This is a genomic window from Nocardia brevicatena NBRC 12119, from assembly GCF_000308495.1.
Taxonomy (GTDB): domain Bacteria; phylum Actinomycetota; class Actinomycetes; order Mycobacteriales; family Mycobacteriaceae; genus Nocardia; species Nocardia brevicatena.
In genome coordinates this window covers 82,318-105,093 of the sequence record NZ_BAFU01000055.1, presented here as the reverse complement: position 1 = coordinate 105,093, position 22,776 = coordinate 82,318, and the positions used below count along the sequence as shown (strand labels likewise).

General features: G+C 67.4%; 22 protein-coding genes. 14 read left to right on the top strand and 8 right to left on the bottom strand.

Annotated elements, in window-relative coordinates; genetic code table 11:
• The first annotated feature begins 142 nt into the window (after nucleotides 1-142).
• Nucleotides 143-1,903 (top strand): proteasome ATPase, encoded by a 1,761-nt coding sequence (arc, locus tag ON20_RS13825; protein ID WP_040835807.1) that lies wholly within the window; start codon nucleotides 143-145, stop codon nucleotides 1,901-1,903.
• Between the two features lie 92 nt (nucleotides 1,904-1,995).
• On the opposite strand, the gene ON20_RS13820 is transcribed toward arc, so the two are convergent.
• A complete protein-coding gene (locus ON20_RS13820; RefSeq protein ID WP_040835890.1) occupies nucleotides 1,996-2,397 on the bottom strand; it encodes an ester cyclase in 402 nt (133 codons plus the stop codon).
• 56 nt (nucleotides 2,398-2,453) lie between these two features.
• Between ON20_RS13820 and ON20_RS13815 the strand changes: the two genes are divergently transcribed.
• Both ON20_RS13815 and ON20_RS13810 read left to right on the top strand, forming a co-directional pair.
• Nucleotides 2,454-2,822, top strand: a complete 369-nt coding sequence (locus ON20_RS13815) for an arsenate reductase family protein (protein WP_040835806.1) — start codon at nucleotides 2,454-2,456, stop codon at nucleotides 2,820-2,822.
• A gap of 132 nt (nucleotides 2,823-2,954) precedes the next feature.
• Nucleotides 2,955-3,632: a TIGR00266 family protein gene (locus ON20_RS13810; RefSeq protein WP_040835805.1), complete on the top strand. Its 678-nt coding sequence runs from the start codon at nucleotides 2,955-2,957 to the stop codon at nucleotides 3,630-3,632.
• Nucleotides 3,633-3,642: 10 nt separating this feature from the next.
• Here ON20_RS13810 and ON20_RS13805 read toward each other — a convergent pair whose 3' ends face one another.
• Nucleotides 3,643-4,149 carry an NUDIX hydrolase gene (locus tag ON20_RS13805; RefSeq protein ID WP_040835804.1) on the bottom strand — a complete coding sequence of 169 codons (507 nt, stop codon included), beginning with the start codon at nucleotides 4,147-4,149 and terminating at the stop codon, nucleotides 3,643-3,645.
• A 77-nt stretch (nucleotides 4,150-4,226) separates the two neighbouring features.
• Here ON20_RS13805 and ON20_RS13800 point away from each other — a divergent pair, with 77 nt between their 5' ends.
• Nucleotides 4,227-4,607 carry a nitroreductase family deazaflavin-dependent oxidoreductase gene (locus tag ON20_RS13800; protein ID WP_040835802.1) on the top strand — a complete coding sequence of 127 codons (381 nt, stop codon included), beginning with the start codon at nucleotides 4,227-4,229 and terminating at the stop codon, nucleotides 4,605-4,607.
• Between the two features lie 45 nt (nucleotides 4,608-4,652).
• On the opposite strand, the gene ON20_RS13795 is transcribed toward ON20_RS13800, so the two are convergent.
• The 6 genes from ON20_RS13795 to ON20_RS13770 form a co-directional block, all read right to left on the bottom strand.
• On the bottom strand, nucleotides 4,653-5,153 hold the full coding sequence (locus ON20_RS13795) for a nitroreductase/quinone reductase family protein (RefSeq protein ID WP_051162414.1): 501 nt from the start codon (nucleotides 5,151-5,153) through the stop codon (nucleotides 4,653-4,655).
• Between the two features lie 51 nt (nucleotides 5,154-5,204).
• Nucleotides 5,205-6,839 carry an FAD-dependent monooxygenase gene (locus ON20_RS13790; RefSeq protein ID WP_083864909.1) on the bottom strand — a complete coding sequence of 545 codons (1,635 nt, stop codon included), beginning with the start codon at nucleotides 6,837-6,839 and terminating at the stop codon, nucleotides 5,205-5,207.
• Between the two features lie 128 nt (nucleotides 6,840-6,967).
• Nucleotides 6,968-7,576, bottom strand: coding sequence for a TetR/AcrR family transcriptional regulator (locus ON20_RS13785; RefSeq protein ID WP_040835801.1), 609 nt, complete (start codon nucleotides 7,574-7,576; stop codon nucleotides 6,968-6,970).
• Nucleotides 7,577-7,645: 69 nt separating this feature from the next.
• The gene (locus tag ON20_RS13780; RefSeq protein ID WP_040835799.1) at nucleotides 7,646-8,296 is read right to left on the bottom strand and encodes a slipin family protein; all 651 of its coding nucleotides are present in this window, start codon (nucleotides 8,294-8,296) and stop codon (nucleotides 7,646-7,648) included.
• Nucleotides 8,297-8,712: 416 nt separating this feature from the next.
• Nucleotides 8,713-9,009, bottom strand: a complete 297-nt coding sequence (locus tag ON20_RS13775; protein ID WP_040835798.1) for a hypothetical protein — start codon at nucleotides 9,007-9,009, stop codon at nucleotides 8,713-8,715.
• Between the two features lie 48 nt (nucleotides 9,010-9,057).
• Entirely contained in the window at nucleotides 9,058-10,260 is a 1,203-nt protein-coding gene (locus ON20_RS13770; RefSeq protein ID WP_051162412.1) for a DUF418 domain-containing protein, read from the bottom strand.
• A 272-nt stretch (nucleotides 10,261-10,532) separates the two neighbouring features.
• On the opposite strand from ON20_RS13770, the gene dop reads away from it, so the two are divergent.
• The 10 genes from dop (at nucleotide 10,533) to ON20_RS13720 (ending at nucleotide 22,768) form a co-directional block, all read left to right on the top strand.
• A complete protein-coding gene (gene dop, locus ON20_RS13765; RefSeq protein ID WP_040835797.1) occupies nucleotides 10,533-12,026 on the top strand; it encodes a depupylase/deamidase Dop in 1,494 nt (497 codons plus the stop codon).
• A 204-nt stretch (nucleotides 12,027-12,230) separates the two neighbouring features.
• Nucleotides 12,231-12,425: a ubiquitin-like protein Pup gene (locus tag ON20_RS13760; protein WP_040835795.1), complete on the top strand. Its 195-nt coding sequence runs from the start codon at nucleotides 12,231-12,233 to the stop codon at nucleotides 12,423-12,425.
• 14 nt (nucleotides 12,426-12,439) lie between these two features.
• On the top strand, nucleotides 12,440-13,297 hold the full coding sequence (prcB, locus tag ON20_RS13755) for a proteasome subunit beta (protein WP_051162430.1): 858 nt from the start codon (nucleotides 12,440-12,442) through the stop codon (nucleotides 13,295-13,297).
• Nucleotides 13,294-14,076: a proteasome subunit alpha gene (gene prcA / locus ON20_RS13750; protein WP_040835791.1), complete on the top strand. Its 783-nt coding sequence runs from the start codon at nucleotides 13,294-13,296 to the stop codon at nucleotides 14,074-14,076. The genes prcB and prcA overlap by 4 nt, the downstream gene beginning before the upstream one ends.
• Before the next feature lie 403 nt (nucleotides 14,077-14,479).
• A complete protein-coding gene (gene pafA / locus ON20_RS13745; RefSeq protein WP_218002515.1) occupies nucleotides 14,480-15,838 on the top strand; it encodes a Pup--protein ligase in 1,359 nt (452 codons plus the stop codon).
• A 507-nt stretch (nucleotides 15,839-16,345) separates the two neighbouring features.
• On the top strand, nucleotides 16,346-17,341 hold the full coding sequence (locus ON20_RS13740; protein ID WP_086008979.1) for a helix-turn-helix transcriptional regulator: 996 nt from the start codon (nucleotides 16,346-16,348) through the stop codon (nucleotides 17,339-17,341).
• A 73-nt stretch (nucleotides 17,342-17,414) separates the two neighbouring features.
• Nucleotides 17,415-18,488: a helix-turn-helix transcriptional regulator gene (locus ON20_RS13735; protein ID WP_040835787.1), complete on the top strand. Its 1,074-nt coding sequence runs from the start codon at nucleotides 17,415-17,417 to the stop codon at nucleotides 18,486-18,488.
• Between the two features lie 177 nt (nucleotides 18,489-18,665).
• Nucleotides 18,666-18,923 (top strand): Sec-independent protein translocase subunit TatA, encoded by a 258-nt coding sequence (gene tatA / locus ON20_RS13730; RefSeq protein ID WP_040835786.1) that lies wholly within the window; start codon nucleotides 18,666-18,668, stop codon nucleotides 18,921-18,923.
• 170 nt (nucleotides 18,924-19,093) lie between these two features.
• The gene (gene tatC / locus ON20_RS13725) at nucleotides 19,094-20,065 is read left to right on the top strand and encodes a twin-arginine translocase subunit TatC (RefSeq protein ID WP_040835785.1); all 972 of its coding nucleotides are present in this window, start codon (nucleotides 19,094-19,096) and stop codon (nucleotides 20,063-20,065) included.
• A 3-nt stretch (nucleotides 20,066-20,068) separates the two neighbouring features.
• Nucleotides 20,069-22,768 (top strand): DEAD/DEAH box helicase, encoded by a 2,700-nt coding sequence (locus ON20_RS13720; RefSeq protein ID WP_040835784.1) that lies wholly within the window; start codon nucleotides 20,069-20,071, stop codon nucleotides 22,766-22,768.
• The last annotated feature ends 8 nt before the right edge of the window (nucleotides 22,769-22,776 follow it).

Below are 22,776 nucleotides of genomic sequence, written 5' to 3'. Positions count from 1 at the left end.
TCGCAAGCGGGTTAGGGCCGGCTAACATGGATGGTCCGGCGGCTGGTCGCGGCATATATGTGATCACGACGAAACCATGTCGGACAGCGCAAACGGGTAACGCCCGGTAGCGTTGATAGACCGGGACTGGGAGGAGCAGCACATGAGCCCCATCGAGAATTCGGATTCGGCGGCCTGGAGAGAACTCGAGGCAGTGCGCGCCGAGGCAGCTGCACTCCGGAGGCAACTCGCCGATTCGCCGGATCGCTCACGGGAATTGGAAGCCCGCATCGATTCGCTGACCATTCGCAATACCAAGCTGATGGATACCTTGAAAGAGGCGCGACAGCAACTCGTGGCGCTTCGTGAGGAGGTCGATCGGCTCGGTCAGCCACCCAGTGGGTACGGCGTGCTGATCGGGGTGTACGAGGATCAGACCGTCGACGTGTTCACCTCCGGCCGCAAGATGCGGTTGACGTGCTCGCCGAATATCGACCCCGCGATCCTCGAGTACGGCCAGACGGTGCGGCTGAACGAGGCACTGACGGTGGTCGAGGCCGGTACCTACGACAGCGTCGGCGAGATCGGCACACTCCGCGAGGTCCTCGACGGTGGCCGCCGCGCCCTCGTCGTCGGACATGCCGACGAGGAGCGGGTGGTCTGGCTGGCCGGGCCGCTGGCGAAGGTCGCCGAGGTCGACGATATGGACGATCCGGACTCCCCGGTCCGCAAGCTGCGTCCCGGTGATTCCCTACTGGTCGACACCAAGGCCGGTTTCGCCTTCGAGCGCATCCCCAAGGCCGAGGTCGAGGACCTGGTGCTGGAAGAGGTGCCCGATGTCGACTACAACGACATCGGCGGTCTGGGCCGGCAGATCGAGCAGATCCGCGATGCCGTGGAGCTGCCGTTCCTGCACAAGGACCTGTTCCGCGAATACGCGCTGCGTCCGCCCAAGGGTGTGCTGCTGTACGGTCCGCCCGGCTGCGGTAAGACGCTCATCGCCAAGGCGGTGGCCAACTCGCTGGCCAAGAAGATCGCCGAGGCGCGCGGTGAGGACGCCAAGGAGGCCAAGTCCTACTTTCTCAACATCAAGGGCCCCGAGCTGCTGAACAAGTTCGTAGGCGAGACCGAGCGCCATATCCGGATCATCTTCCAGCGGGCCCGCGAGAAGGCGTCCGAGGGCACTCCCGTGATCGTGTTCTTCGACGAGATGGACTCGATCTTCCGCACCCGTGGTTCGGGTGTCTCCTCGGATGTGGAGACCACGGTGGTGCCGCAGCTGCTGAGCGAGATCGACGGTGTCGAGGGCCTGGAGAACGTCATCGTGATCGGCGCCTCCAACCGCGAGGACATGATCGACCCCGCGATCCTGCGGCCCGGCCGCCTGGACGTGAAGATCAAGATCGAGCGGCCGGACGCCGAATCGGCGCAGGATATCTTCTCCAAGTACCTCACCGAGGACCTGCCGCTGCACGCCGAGGATCTGACCGAGTTCAACGGCGACAAGGGCGCCTGCATCCGCGCGATGATCGAGCGGGTGGTGGAGCGGATGTACGCCGAAAGCGAGGACAACCGCTTCCTGGAGGTCACCTACGCCAACGGTGACAAGGAGGTCCTGTACTTCAAGGACTTCAACTCCGGCGCCATGATCCAGAACATCGTGGACCGGGCCAAGAAGTACGCCATCAAGTCGGTGCTCGACACCGGTAGCCCAGGCCTGCGCATCCAGCATCTCTACGATTCGATCGTGGACGAGTTCTCCGAGAACGAGGACCTGCCCAACACCACGAATCCGGACGACTGGGCGCGTATCTCCGGCAAGAAGGGCGAGCGGATCGTCTACATCCGCACGCTGGTCACCGGGAAGAACGCCAGCGCCAGCCGGGCGATCGACACCGAGTCCAACACCGGACAGTACCTGTAGATCGGCGATACGAAGGGGCCGCGTTTCCCGTCGGGAAGCGCGGCCTCCTCGTGTATCCGCCGTACCCGGGTGAACGGCGCGGTCGGCCCGCCCTACCGGGCACCCAGCGCCCGCATCATGCCGAGGGCGTCGGATACGACCCAGTATTCGGCGAACCGCCCGTTCGCGACGCGGAAGATATCCTGGCCGACGAAGGAGATCCGGGTACCCGGCCCCGCGGTCGCCCCGGGAATACCTCCCACATAGGACCCGTGGAACGTCCAGTGGGCGGCGATCATCCCGTCACCGATCACCGGACCCACGTCGAGGGTGTTCTCGATACCGCCGAACATCTCGCGGGAGGCGCGGATCTGCTCGACCATCCCCTGTGGCCCGTGAACCTCCCGGTTCGGCCAGTGGCCGACGATATCGGGGGCGAAGATGGTCTGCGCGATATCGTAGTGGCCGTACCAGAGTTCGAACAGCCATCGGCGATACAGCGTTTCGATATCCATACCCGCCACCGTATCGCCGGCGCTCGCCCGGCCGGGGCGAACGATACGCTGCCGGTATGACTACCGGACCGACCGAGATCTGGCACAACCCACGGTGCTCCAAGAGCCGTGCCGCCCTGGACCGCCTCGACACCGCCGGCACGGCGTATACGGTGCGCCGCTACCTGGACGACCCACCCACCGCCGACGAACTGCGCGCCCTCTTGGACCGGCTCGGCGCGCAACCCTGGGATATCACCCGCACCGGTGAACAACTCGCCCAGGACCTCGGTATCCCGGACTGGCCGCGCACCGAGGCCGAGCGGGACCGCTGGATCGAGGTCCTGGCGGCGAACCCGCGCCTGATCCAGCGTCCCATCGTGCTCACTCCGGACGGCAGGGCCGTGGTGGCCCGGGACGAGGAAGCGTTGAAAACGCTCGACTGAGACCGTGGCGGCCGGCCGGGTGCCTCGCCGGGACGATCCGGCGTTCGGGCACGCCGATGCAGAGCCCGCGGCCCGACTCCGACCGCATGCGCGCATGCGGTCGGAGTCGGGCCGCGGCGCTACTGTCAGATCATGAAAGTTGAATTGCGGCACGGCCCGTCGTCGACGGTGGCGCGATGCGTTCTGGTGGGTGACGAGCCGGTGCGGGTGGAATCCGGGGCCATGGTGGCGCATTCGGCCGGGGTGAGTCTGCAGGCGAGGGCCGAGGGCGGGATTCTGGCCGGGCTGAGACGGTCGGTTCTGGCCGGGGAATCGTTCTTCGTCTCCACCTTCACCGCGCCGCCGCAGGGCGGTTGGGTGGACGTGGCGCCATCGCTACCGGGGGATATGCTGGCGCTGCCGATCACCCCGGACCGCCCGTCCTTCATCAGCCGCGGTGCCTGGATCGCCAGTTCACAGGGTGTGCAGGTGGAGAGCAAATGGGGTGGTTTCGCGAACCTGTTCGGCGGTGAGGGCGGCTTCGGACTGCGCGCGCACGGCCACGGGGAAGTCGTGGTGGGGGTTTTCGGCGCGATCGATGTCATCGACCTGGCCCCTGGTGAACCGGTCACCATTGATACCGGTCATGTGGTGGCCTACGATCTGGCGATGCGGTTCACCGTCCGCCGCGCCGTCTCCGGGCGTTCGCTCCAATCGCTGAAATCCGGCGAGGGACTGGTCTTCGACTTCGTCGGACCCGGGCGGGTCCTGCTACAGACCCGCAATCCCGGGGCCTTCGCCGCCTGGACATCGTCGGTGTCGTCGGGGTGACGGGGCGGGGTCAGATCAGGATCCCGGTGAGCAGCTGTCGGGTGTCCGGTACGAACGGCCACGACGGGTCGGCGAGATGTGCGCGGAGCGTGGCCTCCGGCCACCACCATCCGTCCGCGATCTCCTCCGGCTGATGCCGGATCGGCCCGTCGTAGCGCAGTTCGTAGGCGAACAGGTGGCAGCGCAGCGCACGATCCGCCCATCGGCCGTCCCAGGACATTCGGGCCAGCGGCCGCAGTTCGGTCGGGGCGGAGACGATGATGCCGAGTTCCTCGGCGAGTTCCCGCACCGCGGTATCGGCCGGGTCCTCGTGGGGATCTACGACACCTCCGGCCAGGCAGTCGTGTAGTCCGGCGAATACGGCCTTGGTCTCGGTGCGGCGGTGAACGTAGATGCGGCGCCCGTCCCCGGAACGCACCAGTACCCCGGCACTGGCATGCCAGAGCCCTTCCCGATAGACGACCGACCGATCGGCGGACCCGACCGGTCGACCCCGGGAGTCGTAGATGGCGATCATCTCCCGTTCGGGCCGAACTGACACGAGAGCGAGAGTAGCGTGGGCGCCGTTCGTCGACGAGAGAGGATTCCCACCCGATGGTGCTGCCCCGCGCACTGGCGAAATTCAACCGGAAGGTCACCAATCCCGTGGCCGGGCTCGTGGTGGGCCGCGTACCCGGTTGGGGGATCATCGTGCACGTCGGGCGGAAATCCGGACGCACCTACCGCACCCCCGTCACGCTGTTCGTGCGCGACGGCGTCTACCGGGTGGCACTCACCTACGGTCGTGACGTGGACTGGGTGAAGAACATCCTCGCCGCCGGCGAGTTCGCGGTGGAAACCCGCGGAACGACGATCACGCTGACCGATCCGGTGGTGCATCACGACCCGTCCGCCTCCTGGGCGCCGCCGGGCGTGCGCCGGATGCTCAGGAGCCTTTCGGCGGAGTACTACGTGCAGGCCCAACCTGTCGACTGATCCGTCCGGCCGGTACCGTGTCGGATCGATGCGGTACGGGTGAGGTCAGCGCAGTACCAGCCGGATGACCGCGCCGCCCAGTTGCCAGGTCTGATACAGGTCGGCCTTGTTCGGGTTGCCGTCGGCATCGAAACCGATGCCGTTGTACCGCGCGTTCCGGCGATTGTCCCGGGCCACGATCTCGAACCATCGCATGACCTCGCCGGCATCGGTGAAAACCTCGGCGTCGGCACTGCGTCGCGGGCCGCCCATCGACACCTGTACAGGGGTGTCCGGACGGATATTCTTCACCCACGGCCGTAGTGCGGTGCCGATGAGCAGCGCTCCGTCGTGGCGGGTGTAGGCGACCGGGATATCGAATACCCGCCCGGTTCTGCGCCCGACGACGTGCAGGATCATCAGCCGCCGCCCTACCACCGGGCCGAGCAGCGGCGCCTTCAGGAGGGCGCGAACGACGGAATTGGTCACGCGCTGAAACCGGCCGACCGGCTGTGGACCGGTCGTGGACGGGGTGCCATACGGGTTCGATACGGAATCCTGGTTCATGGTGCTCCTTCGAGGGAAAACCCGATGGTCCGAGATTATCGGATTCGCAACCTAGGCCGTGCTGTCGCCGTGTCCAGGGGACGAACCGTTCGGCTCAGCCGATACCACGGTGCGATCGTGGGTCGGGCCGAACCAGCGGGTCAGGGCATCGGACAGGCCCGCTGGTTCGGATCCGTCCGTCGCCCAGGTGATATAGCCGTCCGGCCGGATCAGTAGGGCGGTGGCCATGGGGTCCGCGGCGGTGGCGGTGACGATATCGACTCGGTCGGCCCAACCCTGCGCGGCGTCGGCGATTCCGGCGCCCAGATCGAGCAGGACCGGCCGGGCCGTATGCAGCAGATCGGCGACTCGCCGGTGACCGTCGGGGGTGCCGATGGTGAAATCCGGTACCAATCGCCCGGACAGCGGGTGTTCGTCGCCGACGTCGTAGCGTACGTCCGATCCGGCGAGCAGTCGCGTAATGTGCCCGGTCACTTCCGGAATTCGCAGCAACTCTGCGAACAGGTCACGCAGCGCGGTCACCTCCGGCCCGGCGGCGAGCAGCGCGGTCTGCGACAGGCTGCTCATCACCACCCGTTCGGCAACCGGTCGCCGCTCGCTCTCATAACTGTCCAGCAGATCGCCGGGGGCCGTGCCCCGCAGGTGGGCGGCCAGCTTCCAGCCGAGATTGACCGCGTCCTGCAGACCGAGATTGAGTCCGGGGCCACCGATCGCCGAATGAACGTGCGCGGCATCGCCGAGCAGCAGCACATTGCCCACCCGGTAGCGTTCGGCGAGCCGGGTGTTCTGGTCGACCGTGCGGCGCAGGGCATGTGGTCCCGGACCACTCGGGGGCCGCATCGGCAGTTCCGCGCCGAGGAGACGGTGGATGGCGTCGCGCAATTCACCGAAGGTCATCGGGGCGTCCTCCGGCACCGGTGCGGCGTCGTATTCGGTGACGCCCACAATCGGCTTGCCGGGAATGAGCTCGGCGAACATGAACAGGCCCCCGCGCTCGATCCGGTTGTGTCCGAAGGCGAAACGTCCCGCCCCCGGGATATTGATTCCCCCGTCGGGTGTGCGCAGTTCGACGGGAACCTCGGCATGACCCATCCGGGTGATCCGGTTGGCCTCGGTGATACCGGGGAAACCAATTCCGAGCCGTTTGCGTACCGGACTCCTACCACCATCGGCGCCGACCAGGAAACGCGCGGACAGTTCATGGGTGTCGCCGCCGGCGGCGACCGTTGCCACGACCGTCTCCCCGTTGGGGGCGAAGTCCACCACGCGGTGCCCCCAGCGCAGATCGACACCGAGTTCCCGGGCCCGCGCGGCGAGCAACCGGACGAGCAACGGTTGGGGTATCGGCAGCCCGTAGAGCGGATTGGGCCGCAGGTCGGCGAGTTCCAGCGGCATACCGGCGAAGAGGTACCGGAGTGCCGGTTTCGGTGTCTCGGATTCGCGCGCGATATCCCGGCGGGCGAGTTCCGCGACGAAGGGCCGGTAGAGCCCGCGCATATCGAGCAGGCGCACCACCTGTCCCACGACCCCGTTGGCCTTGGGTTCGTCGCTCGGCGCCGGGAGGGCATCGACGGCGATCGGGTGTATTCCGCCGAGCGCGAGTTCGCAGGCGAGCATGAGACCGTTCGGCCCGGCACCGGAGATGATGACATCGTGTGGCCGGGTCGGGACGCTGTTTTCGGGCATGGTGGCGTGGCCCCTATCGGATCGGGCGTCGGATGGGATGTCGGGTGGAGCGTCGGAGGTCGTGCCGGATTCCCGGGTGGGACACAGGTCGTCCACCGGGGTGCGTATCGAGTTGCGGGAGGGGGTGCTCAGTCGGTTGGGGCGGGGAGCCCCCGCGACAGCCGGTACAGCGCCTCGCGCAGGATTGTCGTGGCAGGTATGGGGGGATCGGTTCGGGTATAGGTGTCGAGCGTGACGGTGTAGGCGGCGTGGACGGTGGCCGCGACCAGTCTCGGGTACAGATCGGTGGGTTCGGTGCCGGTGCGCCGAGCGATCGCGCGGACCAGGTCGTCGCCGATTGCCCTGGTGGTGGCGGCCTGCGCCTCCGGTGTGGTCAGGAGTTTGCGGGTCTCGGCGAGCATCGCCGCTGTCGGGGTATGACCGCCACCGTCCTCGTGGAGCGGTTGCACCATGGCCTCGGTGATCGCCGTCCACAGCGGTTCGTCCCCCGGGCGATGGAGCAGTAGCTCGGCGCTCCGGCGGAGCCGTTCGATCTGCCGATAGCCGACGGCCTCGTATTTGTTGGAGAAGTAGTTGGTGAAAGTGCGGACCGAGACTCCCGCCCGTTCGGCGATGTCCTCGCGTACCACATTCTCGATACCGCGTTCGAACATGAGTTCCAGGGCTGCGTCACTGAGTGCGCGCCGAGTATCGCGCTTCTTGCGTTCCCGGAGTCCGAGCTCGGGTTCATCGGCCATGTACCGAGCATCCCATAAAATTGCCCATAAGGCAATATTGCATAGTGGGCAAGTTTATTCCCGGGTGGCTCAGTGCTGATCGCGGGGATCGAGCACGATCTGTGTGCCCGGCGCGCCGGCCACCTGCAAGGTGCGCAGACGCAGAAGTGCCGGATGCTCCTCGAGCAGGCGCGCGGTATTGGCCAGAGAGCGCAGGGCCGCGGCCTCGGCGCGGGCGCGTTCGAGTTCGGCGCGGCCGCGCTCGCGGGCCAGGATGGTTTCCAGGGCCGCCTTCCGCAGTTCGCCGGGGAGCATGAGGTCCCGTGTATGCGCCTCGGTGACCGTCATACCCACACGCCGTACGGCATCGGCGAGGATCTCCGCGTCGGGGACGAGCAGCGACCGGTCGGTGAGCAGTTCGTCGAGGGTGTGTCCGGTGACCGCGTCCCGGGCGGCGTTCTGAATCGCCGCGTACAGGACCGAATCGGCGTTCTGCGCCCCGGTGGTGTACGCGACCGGATCGGTGACCTGCCAGGTCACCGCGAAACTCACGCGCAGCGACAAACCGTCGGAGGTGAGCAGTTCCTGGCCGGCGACGACCAGTAGCCGGGGACGCATATCGACCGGGAGCAGGGTGCAGCGCTTCCGGTTGTACCGGTGCCGACCGGGTTCGAGAACCCGCCGGACCGTACCGTCGCGCAACAGCAGCGTCCGCTGCCACTCCATGACCGTGGTGTACATGTCTTCGCTCCCTCCCCGATCTGTCTCGTCGCACCGCTCCCGAATGTCCCCGGCCGGCCACGAAACAGCGGCGGGGGCATTCCCCGGACACGACCGGAGAGCCCGCATGGCCGCGGTCCCGGCGACGACCGGGCGGGGACACCACCAGAGGGAGTCGAACCCCACAGATTCCTCGGATCTGCGCCACCATAGGCGGCGATCGAGCCGATATCGGGAACGCGCTCCGGAGATTCCGGTGCGCCCTGTGCTCGACCGCACGACGCACGATACGGAACATCGGGTGTCGCGGCGAGCGATTTTCCGTGTTCGAAACCGCTACGGGACGCCTACTTCCGCACGCACACAGGGGAATTCGCCGATGTGCGAACTCGAGAGTTCGCGGTTCCGGCCGTCGCCGTGACACCGGAACACCGCCGTCAGGACGGTATGGGCCAGGGCACCGAACACAGCCGACCGGTGCAGTCGCCCACACGGTCGAGGGCGTCGGTGGCGGCATCGAGCTCGAGTAGCGCCTCGGCGAACACATCGGCCGCGCCCGCGAGACAGTAGTCCGGCGTGGTGGGAGCGCCGATACCGTCGGTGCCCGACAGCGCGCCGGATTCGCCGAGTTCGCGGTAGCCGGCCGTGAGGCCGGCGACCCGGCGGCGTAACTCGCGGAGTTCGCCGAGCAGGTGCAGCCGTCCGACTTCGAGCCGGGCCGGATCGGTCGTCATCGTGGCCTCCGCCGCGAGGCGGTGGCGCCACAGCGGTGTGGTACCACCTTATGCGCCCGATCCGGCGAGGCGCCGATAGCTCGTATGCCACAGCCATTCGACGGGGCCGCGCTCGAAATAACGCAGCCACAGGTGGGCGAAGGCCGTGATGATGACGATGACGACCAGGTAGATCGCGATGGTGAACGGAACCCGGGACCCGGGGGCGTAGCGGGCCGCCAGGCCGAAACCCCAGCCGTAGCACAGGATCGAGCCGACGAGATTCTGCAGGATATAGCAGCTGAGAGCGGTCCGACCCACCTCGGTCATCCGGCGGCCGAGGAAACCGACGCGCGGCCGGCGCAGGTAGAACTCGGCGACCAGGGCCAGGATGGCCAACGAGACGAACGGAGCCGTGCCGTAGCGGAGCAGCAGGATCACATTCACGCTCACACCACCGCCGAGGATGCCGCCGAGCAGATCCACCGGCATGGCGGCGCCGAAACCGACGATCATGAGCCGGCGCCGCAGTCCGGCGCCTTCGGGAGCGAACACCCCGGTCCGGTACAGCCGGGCGCCGACCAGGAACAGCGCGATCGTCATCGGCAGGATCACGACCGGCTCGAGGCGGAAACCTCCCGCGTTCTGGAGCCGGAACAACACCAGGTCCCAGAACGAGCCGTCGGCGTAGGGGTTCGGGTTCAGCGGTTCGGAACCGGTCGGTTCGCCCCGCGGGCCCACGGCCACGGCGAGGGCGAGTAGCGTCAGAATCGCCAGGTGGATACCCGCGGCACCGATTATCCATTGTCGCCGGCCTCGTGGACCGCGCGCCAACACATAGGCGACGATCAGCGCGGTCACCGCATAGCCCATCAACACGTCGAACTCGGCGATGAACAGGAAGTTGAGCAGCCCGTCGAGGAACAGCAGCCCGGCCCGCCACGGGTAGGCACCCGGCCAACTCCGTCCGCCCCGCTGCGCCGACGCCTGCTGGATGGCCAGCCCGACGCCGAACATAATGGTGAGCAATCCCAGGAATTTGCCCTGCGCCACCTGCTGCAGCGCCTTCTCCGCCCACATCCACGCATCGGCGGGGGCGGTGCTCAGCCGCTCGATGTAGCCGATCATGCCCTCGGGGTCGGTCAGGATCCAGATATTGGTGCCGAGCGTGCCCAGTATCGCCATACCGCGCAGCACGTCCAGGGCCACCAGTCGGGATGGGCGGGGCGGTGTCGATTCACCGACGGCCACATCGGTCCGGGAGCGGGTCATTGTGAGACCATCGCACCACGCGGCGCGCCGCCGCGTCACCCGAAAGGATCACGCGGGGGAGGATTTTCTGCGACGAGATGTCGTCCGGAAGTAGTACCGGTGGGATGGCTTCCGCTTGTCGCCCACCCGTACCCCGGCCCTCTCCGGCTGTGCGCGGGGCGGGAGGCGGAGGGCTTTCCGGTCGTGTTCTCGGGCGTACCTCCCTCTTCGCTCCGGTCGCGCGCGGCCTGTTGACGGACGGCCGTCCGACGATGTCGTTTAGGCTCGATGCCATGCAGCGCATCATCGGTATCGAGGTCGAGTACGGCATCTCCACTCCGACCGAGCCCTCGGCCAACCCGATCCTCACCTCCACCCAGGCGGTACTTGCCTACGCTGCCGCCGAGGGAGTGCCTCGGGCCAAGCGCACGCGCTGGGACTACGAGGTGGAATCCCCGCTGCGGGACGCCCGCGGTTTCGATCTGAGCCGGATGAACGGTCCGGCGCCGGTGATCGACGCCGACGAGGTCGGCGCCGCGAATATGATCCTCACCAACGGCGCCCGGCTGTATGTCGACCACGCTCATCCGGAATACTCCGCCCCCGAGGTGACCGATCCGCTGGACGCCGTCCTGTGGGACAAGGCGGGGGAGCGGGTGATGGAGGCCGCCGCCCGGCACGCCTCCAGTGTTCCGGGTGCGCCCCGGATGCAGCTGTACAAGAACAATATCGACGGCAAGGGCGCCTCCTACGGTACCCACGAGAACTACCTGATGAACCGGGAAACCCCGTTCAACGCGGTGATCGTGGGGCTGACACCGTTTTTCGTGTCCCGCCAGGTGATCTGTGGTTCCGGCCGGGTCGGGATCGGGCAGTCCGGTGAGCACGCCGGCTTCCAGCTGTCGCAGCGCGCCGACTACATCGAGGTCGAGGTCGGCCTGGAGACCACGCTCAAACGCGGCATCATCAACACCCGGGACGAACCGCACGCCGACGCCGACAAGTACCGCCGGTTGCACGTTATCATCGGTGACGCCAATCTGGCCGAGATGTCGACCTACCTCAAGGTCGGCACCACGGCCCTGGTGCTGGACCTGATCGAATCCGGCGCGGACCTGTCGGATCTGCAGCTGGCCCGTCCGGTGACGGCGGTGCACACCATCAGTCACGATCCGACCCTGCGCGCCACGGTGGCGCTGGCCGATGGCCGGGAACTGACCGGCCTGGCGCTGCAGCGGATCTACCTGGAGCGGGTGGCCGCGTTCCACGAGGGCACCGACGATCCCCGCGTCACCGACATCCTGGAGAACTGGTCCATGGTTTTGGACCTGCTGGAACGCGATCCGATGGAATGCGCGTACCTATTGGACTGGCCCGCCAAACTGCGGCTGTTGGAGGGTATGCGCAGCCGTGAGGGCCTGGGCTGGGCCGCGCCCAAACTGCATCTGATGGACCTGCAGTACTCCGATGTCCGCCTGGACAAGGGCCTGTACAATCGCCTGGTGGCCCGTGGTTCGATGAAACGCCTGGTCAACGAGCAGCAGGTAGTGGAGGCCATGACGACCCCGCCCACCGATACCCGCGCCTATTTCCGCGGTGAATGCCTGCGCCGCTTCGGCGCCGATATCGCGGCCGCGAGCTGGGATTCGGTGATCTTCGATCTGGGCGGTGATTCGTTGGTGCGGATTCCCACCCTCGAGCCTCGTCGTGGCACCAAAGCGCATGTCGGGGAGCTGCTCGACGGTGTCGGAACCGCCGCCGACCTGGTGGAACAGCTCACCAGCTGAGCGCGCGGCACCGGTCGGTGACGCCCGCCACGGGCGGGTGCGAACCACCGCGTTTCGGTATCGGCCCGGTGCCGGGGCGGTGGAATCCGACTATGTGTCGCTCGGGCTGGGTAGTGTTGAGAGACGAGCACAGATGCTGCTCACGATTCGGCCGAGATCCGAACGAGGGATCGGTCGTGGTGAACACAGAGGAGGTCGGCTGCGATGGCACAAGAGCAGACCAAACGCGCCGGGGGCGGCGACGATGACGAGGGCCTGGACGGTGTGGATGCCGCGGGTCAGGAACGGCGCGAGAAGCTGGCGGAGGACACCGACGACCTGCTCGACGAGATCGATGATGTGCTCGAGGAGAACGCCGAGGACTTCGTCCGGGCCTACGTGCAGAAAGGTGGCCAGTGACCGCAGGTGACCCCATGCGTCTCCACCCGGGGTACGCCCTGTCATCCTTTACCGAACATCTGCGAATGCACGCGCCGGAGCTGTTGCCGAGCAACAGATTCGGCGATGCGGTAACCGGCAACGCCGCCGTCGGGAATACCGGCGGCGGCGCGTCGGATATCGCCCCGCACGGGACCACGGTCGTCGCCGTGTCCTACCGGGGTGGCGTGTTGATCGCCGGTGACCGCCGATCCACCCAGGGCAACCTGCTGGCCGGTCGGGACGTGGAGAAGGTGCACATCACCGACACCTATTCGGCGACCGGTATCGCCGGCACCGTCGGGATGGCCATCGAACTGGTGCGGCTGTTCGCGGTGGAGTTGGAGTACTACGAGAAGATCGAGGGGGTGTCGCTCACCTTCGACGGTAAGGCCAACAAACTGTCGAAGATGGTGCGTGACAACCTGCCGGCCGCCATGCAGGGGCTCGCGGTGGTGCCGCTGCTGATCGGTTACGACGAACAGGCCACCGACCCGGACCGCGCCGGGCGCATCGTCTCCTTCGACGTGGTGGGCGGTCGCAGCGAAGAGCGGTTCGGTTTCACCGCGGTCGGCTCCGGATCGATGTTCGCCAGGACATCGCTGAAGAAGCTCTACTCCAAGGGGATCGATCAGGACCGGGCGCTGCGTATCGCGGTCGAGGCCCTGGTCGACGCGTCCGACGACGATACCGCCACCGGCGGACCCGACCTGCTGCGCGGAATCTATCCGACGGCGATCGTCATCGACTCCGACGGTGCGGTGGAGGTGCCCGAGGAACGCCTCGAGGGCATCGCCCGCGGTATCGCCGCCGACCGTGAGGCGGCCGAACAGGAAGGGAGCATCCGCGCATGACACTGCCGTACTATGCGTCGGCCGAGCAGATCATGCGCGACAAGACCGAGCTCGCGCGCAAGGGCATCGCTCGGGGTCGCAGTGTCGTGGTGCTGGTGTACGACAAGGGTGTGCTGTTCGTCGCGGAGAACCCGTCGGCGACCCTGCACAAGGTGAGCGAACTGTACGACCGGATCGGCTTCGCCGCCGTCGGCAAGTACAACGAGTTCGAGAATCTGCGCCGCGGCGGCATCCTGCAGGCCGATCTGCGCGGATATCAGTTCGACCGACGTGACGTCACCGGGCGGGCGCTGGCCAACGCCTACGCCCAGACGCTGGGCACGATCTTCACCGATCAGCTCAAGCCCTACGAGGTGGAGATCTGTGTCGCGGAGGTCAGCTATCCGGAGCAGGAGCCGGAGGCAGTGCTGTACCGCATCACCTTCGACGGTTCGATCGTCGACGAACGCGATTATGTGGTGATGGGCGGTACCACCGAGCCGATCCTCACGGCGCTGAAGGATTCCTACCGGTCGGGTATGGATCTCGCGGCCGCCGTGGGCGTCGCGGTGCGGGCACTGCAGGCCGGGGTACCGGACGGTGCCGACAAGGAGAAGCGGACGCTGGGCGTCGGTTCGCTCGAGGTCGCCACCCTCGAGCAGGCCCGGCCCCGTCGGGCCTTCCGGCGGGTCGGTCGCGCGGCGTTGGAACAGCTGTTGGCTCCGGCCGAGGCTTCCGCCGACGCCGGGAAACCGGACGGTGAGGGGAAACCCGTGGACACCGGCGATAAGGAGAAGTAGTCCCCAACCAACCCGGTCGCCGGCGGTATGACACCCGCCGGCGACCGGGCGCGGTGCTGCCGGGTCACCCGAGCGGCATCCGGGATGACGACCGCGCTACCTCCTCCGGTGTCGGCCGCGGTGTCCGTCGGGAGCCGCACTTTGCGCCCGTGTGGTGACACTGCGCCACCCCACGGTCACTCGACCGGGCTGCCTGTTGGGCCTCCGTGCTGCGCCCGCGCGGTTACGCCGCGTTATCTCCGCCGGCACCGGCCCGCGGCCTCGACCGTGCGCCGACCACGTGTTTTCCGCGTCCCGATGCCCTGCGATCGGACCGATTTCACACCAATCGTTGCCAAGACGTATGCAGTCGGGTTTTCCGCAGCCCCACGCAACCCCACGTCATGGCTGTAATGTCGATAGTGTGCAGCGACGAATAATGGGGATCGAGACCGAATTCGGTGTGACGTGCACGTTCCACGGACACCGCCGGCTCAGCCCCGACGAGGTGGCCCGGTATCTGTTCCGCCGGGTGGTGTCGTGGGGGCGCAGTTCCAACGTGTTCCTCCGCAACGGTGCCCGGCTGTACCTCGACGTCGGATCGCATCCGGAATACGCCACCGCCGAATGTGACAGCCTGGTCCAGTTGGTCACCCACGACCGGGCCGGGGAGCGGGTGCTCGAGGATCTGCTCATCGATGCCGAACAGCGTCTGGCCGAGGAGGGGATCGGCGGGGACATCTACCTGTTCAAGAACAACACCGACTCGGCGGGCAACTCCTACGGCTGCCACGAGAACTTCCTGGTCGTCCGGGCCGGCGAGTTCTCCCGCATCTCCGATGTGTTGTTGCCGTTCCTGGTCACCAGGCAGCTGATCTGCGGCGCGGGCAAGGTGCTGCAGACACCCAAGGCGGCCACCTACTGCCTGTCGCAGCGGGCCGAGCACATTTGGGAGGGCGTGTCCTCGGCCACCACCCGCTCGCGTCCGATCATCAACACCCGCGACGAACCGCACGCCGATGCCGAGAAGTACCGCAGGCTGCATGTCATCGTCGGCGATTCGAACATGTCCGAAACCACCACCATGCTCAAGGTGGGCACCGCGTCGCTGGTGTTGGAGATGATCGAGGCCGGGGTCTCGTTCCGCGATTTCGCGCTCGACAACCCGATCCGCGCCATCCGTGAGGTCAGCCACGACCTCACCGGGCGCCGCCCCGTGCGGTTGGCCGGCGGCCGCCAGGCCAGCGCGCTCGACATCCAGCGCGAGTACTACGCCCGCGCCGTGGAGCATCTGCGCAACCGGGAACGCGATCCACAGATCGACCAGGTGGTGGATCTATGGGGACGTACCCTGGACGCGGTGGAGGCCCAGGATTTCGCCAAGGTCGATACCGAGATCGACTGGGTGATCAAGCGCAAACTGTTCCAGCGCTACCAGGAGCGTTACGGGATGGACCTGTCCGATCCCAAGATCGCCCAGCTGGATCTGGCCTACCACGACATCAAACGCGGCCGCGGCGTCTTCGACCTGCTGCAGCGCAAGGGGCTGGCCAAGCGGGTCACCGAAGACGAGGCGGTCGACGCCGCGGTGGACACCCCGCCGCAGACCACCCGGGCCAAACTGCGCGGGGATTTCATCAACGCGGCCCAGGCGGCGGGACGCGATTTCACCGTCGACTGGGTACACCTGAAACTGAACGACCAGGCCCAGCGCACGGTGCTGTGCAAAGATCCGTTCCGTTCCGTCGACGAACGCGTCGACCGGCTGATCGCCTCCATGTAGTTTGGCGGCTGTGTCTTTTGGCGGCGCCTGCGGCGCCGCGGGGTTGAGCCCCTGAGGCGTCGGCTTTCGGCCCGCGAGACTCGCGGCTGCGCCGCATGCGCTTCGCGGGCCGAAAGCCGACGCGGGCTCAACCCTTGGGGGCCTCGCCGGACTCGGCGCTGTGGCGTACGTCAGGATGCGGTTCACCGGTTCCCGAGAGCGGTCCCGACCGAGACGGCGGACCGGCCTCCCGGACCGAGACCGCACGCTGACCTGTTTGCGAAGTCGGTCACGCATTACTTCCCACGGTCTGCCGCACCTCCCATGATCTGCCGCTCTCTTCCTGCGCCGAGTTCGTCCTGCGCCGAGTTCGGCGAGGCCCATAAAGGTTGCGGGCCGTCCCGTGTTTCAGTGCCCGAAGCGCATGCGCCGCAGGCGCGAGTCTCGGGCACTGAAACACGGGACCTCGGGGCCCGCAACCCGCGCCGCCGGAGGCGGCGCAATCCAACACTGCATTACGCTGTTCGAGTGGCGATATCCAAGGTCGAGCGGCTGATGAATCTGGTCATCGCACTGCTGTCGACCCGGCAGTTCCTGACCGCGGAGCGGATCAGACACAGTGTCGCGGGCTACGAGGACTGCGCCGGCGACGAGGCGTTCAGCCGTATGTTCGAACGCGATAAGAACGAACTGCGTGATCTGGGCATCCCGCTGGAGTTGGGCCCGGCGGGCCAGTTCTCCACGGTGGAGGGCTACCGAATCAACCGGGACGCCTACGAGCTGCCCGAGATCGATCTGACCAGTGAGGAGTCCGCGGCGGTCGCGGTCGCGGTGCAGATGTGGGAATCACCGGAGCTGGCCGCGGCAGCCGGCGGCGCCCTGCTGAAACTCCGCGCCGCGGGGATCCATGTGGAAACCGACAGTGCGATCGCCACGATCCCGGCCGTCCCCGCGCGCACCCGCGGCTCCGAACCGGTACTGGGCAAACTGCTGGCCGCCATCGACGCAGGTCAGGCGGTGCGATTCGAACATCGGGGCGCGATCAACGAGCCGTACCTGATGCGCGATGTGGAGCCGTGGGGTGTGGTCACCCACCGCGGCCGATGGTATCTGGTGGGTCACGACCGGGTGAAGAACGCGACCCGGACCTTCCGCCTGTCCCGGATCGGCGACGAGATCACCCCCTACGGGCCGCGCAACGCCGTGCGCAAACCCGACGAGGTGGATCTGCGGGAAATCGTGGCCACGGTCACCGGAAGCGCTCCGGTGACCGGTTCGGCGACCGTCTGGGTGGCCGAGGGTCGGGGCGGGGAGTTGCGCCGGCTCGGGCGGCCGGTCGGTGACCGGACGATCGCGGGCCGCGCGGGCACGGTGGTCGAACTGCCGATCCGTTCCCGCGACTGGCTGGCCCGCGTGATCACCGGCCTCGGCCCCGACGCCCTGGTTTTGACGCCGGCGCCGCTGCGCGAGGATGTGATCGCGCGGCTGCGGTCGGTGCTGGACCGGACGGAGGTCACCGCATGAGCGGTCATCGCCCGGAGGCGGTAGCGCAGCGTGACCACGCAGGGCGCCCGCTCATGCCGAAAGAGGACACAGCATGAGTACCAGTCGGTTGTCGGTGCGGTTGTCGCGGCTGCTTAATATGGTGCCGTATTTCATCGCGAACCCGGGGATCGGTCCCGCCGAGGCGGCCGCCGACCTCGGCGTCACCACCAAACAGCTGATGAGCGATCTGAACCAGCTGTGGATGTGTGGACTGCCCGGTTACGGGCCCGGTGATCTGATCGATCTGTCGTTCTCCGAGGAGAGCATCGAGGTCACCTTCTCGGCCGGTATCGAGCGCCCGCTGCGGCTCACCTCCACCGAGGCCACGGCGCTGCTGGTGGCGCTGCGGTCGATCGTGGACCTGCCCGGCATGGTGGATCCGACGGCGGCGCATTCGGCCATCGCCAAGATCGAGTCGGCTATTTCCGGGGACACCTCGAAGACCACCGCGTCGAAATCCTCCTCGGCGTTCCCGGCGCAAGAGCCCGCGCCGGCGCATACGGCGGTGTCGGGCCGGCCGGCGGACGGCTCGGCGGAGACGGGAGACGGGCGGCAGTCGACCGAGGAGCCCGCGGTGCGGGCCGTGCGGGCGGCGCTCGCGAAGCAGCACGCGGTGCGATTGGTGTACTACTCGGCCAGCCGCGACGTGGTCTCCGAACGGGTGGTCGACCCCATTCGGATTGTGCTGGTCGACAACAACAGCTACCTGCAGGGCTGGTGCCGGCAGGCCGAGGGGGTGCGACTGTTCCGATTCGACCGGATCGAGACCGCCACCGAACTCGACGAACCGGCCCGCCCGCCGAGCCACGCCACCGATACCGACGCCGTCCTCGACCTGTTCCAGGACGATCCGGCCCTCCCGCAGGCCCGGCTGCGTATCACCGTCGACTACAGCTGGGTGCTGGACCAGTACCCCATGCACCGGGTGGCGGTGCATCCGGACGGCAGCCTGGAGGCGACCATGCGGTTCGCTACCCTGGACTGGATGACCCGGCTGGTGCTCGGTTTCGGCTCCGGTGTCACCGTGCTCGGGCCGGTGGAGCTGGTGGCGGCGGTGCGTGAGCGTTCCGACACCGCCCTGGCCGCCTATGCCGCGGCCGACCTGGAGGCCGCCGGCCCCGCGTGAGCGCCGGCCCGGTGGTTTTGTTCCCCGCCCGAGGGCTTCCGGTCGCGGGACGTTGTGCGGCCGTTGCTTCCGGTTCGCCGGTCCGTGACCACGCCGGACCTCGCCCATGGCGCCGGTTCGTGCACGTCATGCGGGCAGGTAGCATCGAAATCACCACAGTCTTTGGAGGTAATACACATGGGCAGTCTGAGCATCTGGCACTGGCTGATCATCGCGGCGGTCTTCGTGGTGTTCTTCGGCGCGAAGCGGATGCCCGACGCGGCCCGCAGCCTCGGTCGGTCGTTGCGCATCTTCAAGAGTGAGGTCACTCAGATGCAGAGCGAGGGCGGCTCCTCGTCGAATGCCGCGGCGCAGCCGACGCAGCAGCTGCCGCCCGGGCAGCAGGCGGTCACCGCGTCGACCACCGAAACCGCGAAAGAGCGGAAGACGCTTTAGAGCCGAACAGTCCCCGGGCGGGTCCGCCGCGAACCGGGAACGATATTGTGACCCGGCATCTCCGGCCGGGCTCTCGTCGCTATCCGCCCGGGCAGTTCCCGGTTGTCGGATTCGACGGGTAGCCGCCGTCCGGGTGGAGCAAGGCACGTGAGCACAGGGGCAGCCACATCATGCGTATTCCGTTCGATCCCCGGCGTAGTCGGCGCAGGACCAACCCCGACGGCACCATGTCGTTGGTGGAGCATCTCCAGGAGTTGCGTACTCGGCTGCTGATCTCCCTCGCCGCGGTGCTGCTGACCACCATCCTCGGATTCCTGTGGTATTCGCATTCCTTTTTCGGGCTGCCGAGCCTGGGTGAGTTGCTGCGCGGCCCGTATTGCGATCTGCCGCCGGAAACCCGGGCGTCGTTGACACTGGACGGAGAGTGCCGGCTGTTGGCGACGGCGCCGTTCGAGCAGTTCATGTTGCGGTTGAAGGTCGCCCTGGTCGCGGGCGTGGTGTTGGCGTGCCCGGTGTGGCTGTACGAGCTGTGGGCGTTCATCACCCCGGGGCTGTATCCGAAGGAACGTCGGTACGCGATCGGTTTCGTCGGCTCCGGCTCGGTACTGTTCGCCGCCGGTGCGGTGCTGGCCTATGTGGTGGTCGTGCACGCGTTGAGCTTTCTGCTCAGTATCGGTGACAATGTGCAGATCACCGCCCTGAGCGGCTCGCAGTACTTCGGGTTCATCATCCAGTTGCTGATCATTTTCGGGGTCAGTTTCGAGACGCCCCTGTTGATCGTCGGATTGAATCTGATCGGGATGCTCCCGTACGAGAAGCTGAAGTCGTGGCGGCGGGGGATCATCTTCGGATTGTTCGTATTCGCCGCGATCGTGACCCCGCAGGACCCCTTCTCCATGTTGGCGTTGGCGTTGGCGTTGACGGTGCTGTTCGAGATGGCGGTGCAGTTCGCGCGGATCAACGACAAGCGGCGGGCGCGGCAGGCGCAGGCCGAGGGCTGGGGGGCGCCGGCCGATGAAGAGGCGTCGACGATCGCCGCTCCCGAGCCGGTGGAGGCGGCCGCTCCCCTCGACACGCCCGGGACGGTCCCGGTGGCGGACAAAACGACACGACCGGTGTCGGATTACTCCGATACCCTCTGACAAGTGACACGGAATACGGCGCTGACAGCGGAACTGTCTCGGTTCGCCGCGGAGCTCCGCTTCGATCTCGACCCGTTCCAGCACCAGGCCTGCACCGCCTTGGAAGAGGGACACAGTGTGCTGGTCTGCGCGCCCACCGGCGCGGGTAAGACCGTGGTCGGCGAGTTCGCGGTCCATCTGGCACTCGCCTCGGGTGGCAAATGCTTCTACACCACCCCGATCAAAGCCCTGTCCAACCAGAAGTTCGCCGACCTCACCGAACGCTACGGCCGGGGACGGGTGGGGCTGCTCACCGGCGATCAGGCGATCAACCCGGATGCCCAGGTGGTGGTGATGACCACCGAGGTGCTGCGGAACATGATCTACGCCTCGTCCGAGACCCTGGCGACGCTGTCCTATGTGGTGATGGACGAGGTGCACTATCTGGCCGACCGGTTCCGCGGCGCGGTGTGGGAAGAGGTCATCCTGCATCTGTCGCCGGAGGTGCGGTTGGTCAGCCTGTCGGCCACGGTGTCGAATGCCGAGGAGTTCGGCGCCTGGATGGAGACCGTGCGCGGCGATACCGCGGTGGTGGTGGACGAGACGCGGCCGGTGCCGCTGTGGCAGCACGTCATGGTCGGTCGCCGGATGTTCGACCTGTTCGACACCTCTTCCTCGGAACAGCGCGTGGTTGTCGACGAGGATCTGGTGCGTTATATCCGGCACCGGGAAGCCGCCGACCGGATGGACGGCTGGGGCGGTCCGCGCGGGCGCGGGGGGCCGCGTCGGTTCTTCCGTCCGCTGCCGCGCCCGGAGATGCTGACCCGGCTGGACGGGGAAGGGCTGCTGCCCGCCATCGTGTTCATCTTCAGCCGCGCCGGCTGTGACGGCGCGCTCGCCCAATGCCTACGTTCGTCGTTGGATCTGGGCGACGAGGGCACCCGTGAGCGGATCGACGAGATCATCGAGAAGCACACCGGCGATTTGCCGCGTGGGGATCTGGAAGTGCTCGGTTACTGGGAATGGCGGGAGGCACTGTACCGCGGTTTGGCCGCTCACCATGCCGGTATGCTGCCCGCCTTTCGACACACGGTGGAGGAGCTGTTCGTCAACGGCCTGGTCCGAGCGGTGTTCGCCACCGAAACCCTGGCGCTGGGCATCAACATGCCGGCTCGCACGGTGGTGCTCGAGCGGCTGGTCAAGTTCAACGGCGAAACCCACGCCGAACTCACCCCGGGTGAATACACACAGCTCACCGGGCGTGCCGGCCGCCGCGGTATCGACGTGGAGGGCCATGCGGTGGTGCTGTGGCAGCCCGAGGTCGATACCAGCGCGGTCGCCGGGCTCGCCTCCACTCGCACCTATCCGCTGCGCAGCTCGTTCCGTCCCGGTTACAACATGTCGATCAACCTGATCGACCGGATGGGCGCAGAGGAGTCGCGGGAACTGTTGGAGCGGTCATTCGCCCAGTTCCAGGCCGACCGCTCGGTGGTGGGCCTGGTGCGCGGTATCGAACGCAACGAGGCCCAATTGCGTAAACTCGCCGCCCAGCTCGGTGGTGAGGACGGTGAGTTCCTCGCCTACTTCTCACTGCGGGAACGGATCAAGCAGCGGGAGAAACAGCTGTCCCAGCAGTCGCGCGCCGACCGCCGCGATACCGCCGTCGCCGCGCTCACCGCGCTGCGCCGCGGCGATGTGGTGGCCATTCCCACCGGGCGTCGCGCGGGTCTGGCGGTGATCCTGGAACCGGATGCCACGCCGGGTGATCCGCGGCCACTGGTGCTCACCGAGGACAAATGGGCGGGCCGGGTCTCGGCCGCCGATTTCCCGGTGCCGGCGCAGCCGTTGGGCCGGATGCGGCTGCCCCGTCGGGTGGACCACCGTACCGCCCGCGCCCGTCGCGATCTGGCCTCGGCGCTGCGCAGTACCGGTATCACCGCGCCGGGCCGACCGCGGCGCGACCGCCGGTCGAGGGCCGCCGACGATCCCGAACTGGCCGCCCTGCGCCGCAGTCTGCGCTCACATTCCGCGCATTCCCGCCCCGACCGTGAGCAGTTGGCCCGGATCGGTGAGCGCTATCACCGGATCCGGCGGGAGACCGAGAGTATGCAGCAGAAGGTCGCCGCCACCACGAACTCGTTGGCCCGCACCTTCGATCGGATCGTCGGACTGTTGGAGCAACGTGGGTTCGTCCACGACGGGGAAGTTACCGCGGACGGCCGCCGCCTGGCCCGTATCTACGCCGAAAGCGATCTGCTGGTGGCCGAATGTCTGCGCCAGGGACTGTGGCGCGGTCTGGGGCCGGCGGAACTGGCGGCGGTGGTGTCGATCCTGGTGTACGAGTCGCGGTCCGAGAGCGGCTTCCTCGGTGCCGCCGGTCCCACGGCGCCGATTCGGCGGGCCGTCGCCGCCACCATCGCCGAGTGGTCGCGGCTGCGGTCGGACGAGGCCGAGCATCGCCTGCAGCCGACCCGTGAACCGGATCTGGGATTCGTCACCGGCATCTACAAATGGGCACGTGGCGAGGCACTGGCCGAATCGCTGCTCGCCAGTGGGGAGCAGCACTCGCCGCAGTCGGCCGGTGACTTCGTGCGCTGGTGCCGACAGGTGATCGACCTGTTGGACCAGATCCACGACACCGCCGACGATCCGGAGATCGCCTCGACCGCCGCCAAAGCGGTGCGCGCGATCCGGCGGGGTGTCGTCGCGGTGGACGCAGCGTGATTACCCTG